Genomic DNA, 4,711 nt, shown 5'->3' with positions numbered 1-4,711 from the left:
CGTTCGATGCTATTTCTATATTGTAATTCTCTGAAAGACTCGTAGATAGAAATCTTTGTAAATCGGTATTGTCTTCTATTATCAAAACTTGAGGTTTCTCTCTCACGTTTAAAACTGAATCACCATTTATTTTCTTGTTAATATCCAAATCTATCATAGGATAGAATTTTTCTTTGCCCTGATATCTTAGTACTGAGTTTGAAATGGCTAGATTATCTGTTGGTATTGGAAGACGAATTTTAAAAATACTCCCTTCACCCAAACGACTTATTATTTTAATCTCACCCCCATGGAGTTTTACAATTTCCTTTGAAATAGCCAGGCCAATCCCGGTACCTCCATAAATACGGGTAAAAGAAGCGTTAACTTGATAAAACCTATCAAAAATTTTCTCCTGCTCATCCAAAGAAATCCCGGGACCTGTATCTCCAACAATTATCTCAACCATACTTTTACTTGGAGACATACTGCCCTCTGCAGGTTTAAGTTCTATCCACACCTTACCACCTGGCGGGGTGAATTTAATGGCGTTGGAAATAATATTATTTAACACCAATTCAATCTTATCTAAATCAACACGTCCTTGAATTACATGTTCAGTATTGATTTGAAAACTTATCGTCTTCATTTCAGCAAGAGTGACAAACTGAGAGCTAATATCTTGTACAATTTCATTTAATAAATACGGCCGAAACTCCAGCTCAAAATTCCCTGATTCTATTTTAGATAAATCCAATAATTGGTTCACTAAATGTAATACCCTGTTCGAGTTCCTTCTAATTACTTCTAAATCACTATGGATGTCAACCTTTGTCTTATCTTCAGCTATTTTTTGACAATAGGCCAATATTAGTGTAAGTGGAGTTCTAAATTCATGCGAAATATTAGCGAAAAAATTAGATTTTAACTCATCTAATTCAGAAAGTCTTTTCGCTTCTAACTGTTCAGACTTTAGTTTGCTTTTAAGTTGAACCCGTTTAAGGCGATATTTAAATATCAAGTAAATAAATATTAGGCCGAGTAGAAAGTATAGACTATAAGCCCACCAGGTTTCCCACAGGGCAGGTAAAATAATAATTTCTATTTCAGCTCCCTCTTCATTCCAAACACCATAGGAGTTTGCCCCTCTAACTTTAAAAGTATAATTACCTTTATCGAGATTAGTAAAGGTGGCATAGTTCTGGTTTCCTTTAGATTTGGACCATGTTTCTTGAAAATTATCCAACTTGTATTCGTATCGGTTTAATGCTGAATCATGAAAATCCATTATTCTGTAGGAAATTGTAATGGTATGCACCTGATAAGGCAAGATAATAGACTCATCTTTAGAGAAGTAAGCATTTAAATTTATATCATCCCAATTCCTATCATTAGAGGATGTTCTGATGTTTAAGATACTTACTTGTGGCCTGGTTTCACCACCTCTAACCAGCTCTGGATTAAAAATATTGACGTCTGAAATGCCACTTGTAATTATTTCACCATTACTGTTTTTAACCATACAGTGAAATCCCGAATCATTGCCTTGGACACCTTGTTTAACACTGAAATTTTGAACCCGATTGGTTTCCGGCTCATAAACCCAAAGTCCGGCCTGAGGAGTATTTACCCATAAATGTCCCTTGTCGTCAAGCACAAAATTGTTCACATGAAATTGATCCGTAAGCTCCTTATTTTCTACAAAATCCTCTATATTACTGTAATCATTAAGATCTAACTTTTGAATATTGTCTTCAGAAGCAAAGAGTATGGAGTTCCCGGGACCGTCAATGATGGCGCCACAATCTCGATAGGTTGCTACCTTTTCAAAACCATCATTCTTTGGATTAAATACATAGATTCCCTTAAAAGTTCCGGCCCATATCTTCCCGTCTTTACTTTCATGCATAGAAATAGTTACATTAATTCTATTCTCATCAAATGCACAGCCCTCACCTTCTAAATAATAGTGCTCCGTCCGTCCCGAAGTGCTTGATACTTTTGAGATGCCACAGCGCCAGGTACTCACCCAATAATTGCCCTGTGAGTCATGAAGAACATTGGAGGTAGATCTCGCTTCTTCGTGGAGTTTATAGATGGGTAATTCGTAAGGAATTATTTGATCTTTGGTCTCGTCAAAATAGTAAACACCTTCGTCAGAACCAATCCATAAAGTTCCATTCCTATCGGTATTGAGCACCAAGTTACCCTTATCCTTAAAGTCATAGGTTTTGAAACTTTGATTTTTCAGGTCAAAACGTTGTAGGCCTTCCTCATCTGCTACCCAAATAACCTCTTGCCATGCCGTCATTCCCAGAATATGGCTTTTCCCAATAGGATCAGAGGTAGGAAATGATTTTCTCAATAGCTTAAAGCGATTTCTGGTAAGCTTAATAATTCCATGACTTAATCCACTTGCAATCCACACCACCCCTTCGCGATCCATGAAGATCCTCTCCGGTGTCCACTCACTGATATTAAATTTTTCAGCAACAAGATTGTTAATTTCGTTTGAAAAAAGATGGGTTCTTTTGTCAAAAAGAGTTACTCCAGTTGCAATAGTTCCGATCATTATTTTACTTGGTTCTAGTTCAATTATGTCTAATACGGATGGTCCTGGTAATACACTATTGTTCCGACTTTTACCTGAAGGTAACGCCTGGGATATCGGAATGTTATCATTGTCTTCAAAAAGAGGATTTGGGTTGTTGGAATCCGATTTAAAGTGAACAAAAGTCAATCTTTCAGCTTGTGGATTTTTTACATAAGAAAGTCCCTTATCCGATCCAATCCAAAGCCAGCCTTCGCTATCAATATATATTGTATTAACAACATTAGACATAAGAGAATTTGTGTTCTTATCATCATGATAATACTTTGTAATCTTTCCGCTAGCTATATTTAGTTTGTTAAGTCCGTCTGTGGTGGCTATCCACAGATGTCCTTTTCTGTCATCTGCAACAGACCAAATTTTACCCCCACTCAGGCCATTCGCTAAATCTTTATCAATTGGATACCTACAAAAAGAGACAAAGTCTTTTTCCTCAGGACTTTTTGATAGAATTACACGGTTTAAACCAAGACTTTCGAGACCAAAAACCCAAAGATTTTTATCACCATCTATAAAGACATCAGTGACATTATCACTACTAATGGAATTGGGATTTGTTTTCTCGTGAGAATATTGATAAAACTTTCCGGAGGCTAAATCTAATCGTTGTAAACCATAATCTGAAAAAATGGTTATCCACAAATTACCTGCCTGATCGGCAGCTAGACCTTTTACAAATCTGCCGATTAAAGAATTCTTATTTTTTAATTGTTGATGACGCTTAAACTGAAATCCATCATATTCAAAAAGAGCATTTATTGTACCAAACCACATGATTCCTCTTTCATCTTGTGCCATACTTAATACCCCATTACCACTAAATCCAGAACTGCCATCTATTTTTTCTATGTTAAAACCATATTCTTGTGGATATGCCTCAACGGCAATAAGATATATTAGGAGTAATCCTAATACTTTAAGTGGCCTATACGTTGTTCGCAATGGTTTCATGAGTTGATATGTGCCATGACATCCAATTCAATAAATGGGTGTAAACCCATCTATAGTTACGGATGCCATATTAATATACAACAAATTTGGTACCGAAAAACTATCTACAATAAAAGCATGTTCATCGAAAGAAAAAATGCCATTTTGAGATAGTGATATTTCTCAAGGTTGTGGGTAAGCCTTTACCCCGACCTGAGAGACATCCATCATCATAGGGGTTGGACAATAGCACCGGGAAAACGCTTAGAGAAAAAATCACTATCATTTCATCGTTTTAAAAAAGTCCCTTAAAACGAGCCTTTTTCGATTCTTAATACGAGCGTCATAATCAAATTTTGTTGAAACCTTAAAAAAGCTATCATACTATATCAATATTGGTATTACATAAACCCTTATAACAAAACCCTATATATTGAACATGAAGTCACCCTGATTCTAACATTCTATCTTTTAGTTATAATTAGAATATGAAACGCCAGTAATTCTAATATTTTGTGCAAATTTTGTGTAAATAAAAAAAGAGTTACATGTTATTTTAATGTAACTCTTTTGATAATCAAGTGGGCCCTACTGGATTGCATATCCATTGGAAACCGCTCCTGCAGTTAGAAAGTCATAATGCGCACAGGCGCCATATTTATTCTTTTATCCTGCTAAACTTGTCATTTGGAGTTTGTCTTTTGGATTTTGATGGATTAGAGCTACACTGTGATCCAGATCATTACCACTCCTGCAGTCCTGCCTGCCTCGCCTTCATGTAGCCATTTTGGCGGACGAAGGCCGCAGGCGGGTAGAAAACGCCCGGCGACTTACAGCGCCGGATATTTTTTATTTTCATTCCGAATGATGGATTACCTCATTCTATTCGGTGAGATTTGGGCTTGCAGCACGAAACTTCGTTTCGCTCGCTTTTTTAATCATTGCAATGAGGCGATTCATTCCACAAGTTATTTTTTCTTGGCGACCTCCGGGAGCAAAGCAAGATTGTCTATGTGGCAACAAAGACACATCTTGAACTCTCTTTTTACTCTAAAAATGTGCCATAAAATGAGGCCTGCAAAGGTTTTTACTTGAAAAATGGATAAGAAATTTAATCTTGAAAAACATAGTCAATTGATTTTCAATTGATTATAAATAATAACATCGCTTTAGCGTGTTATCCTCTTGCTT

The 4,711-nt window shown here is 36.2% G+C and carries 1 protein-coding gene; it reads right to left on the bottom strand.

Annotation, left to right across the window (positions count from 1 at the left end):
• The coding region (locus WBN20_RS13215; RefSeq protein WP_424282037.1) for a two-component regulator propeller domain-containing protein at positions 1–3,541 on the bottom strand (3,541 nt) is incomplete at its 3' end.
• Positions 3,542–4,711 lie beyond the last annotated feature (1,170 nt).

The sequence above is a fragment of the Eudoraea sp. genome, from assembly GCF_049665975.1.
GTDB lineage: Bacteria > Bacteroidota > Bacteroidia > Flavobacteriales > Flavobacteriaceae > Eudoraea.
This window is presented reverse-complemented; position numbering and strand designations above follow the sequence as displayed.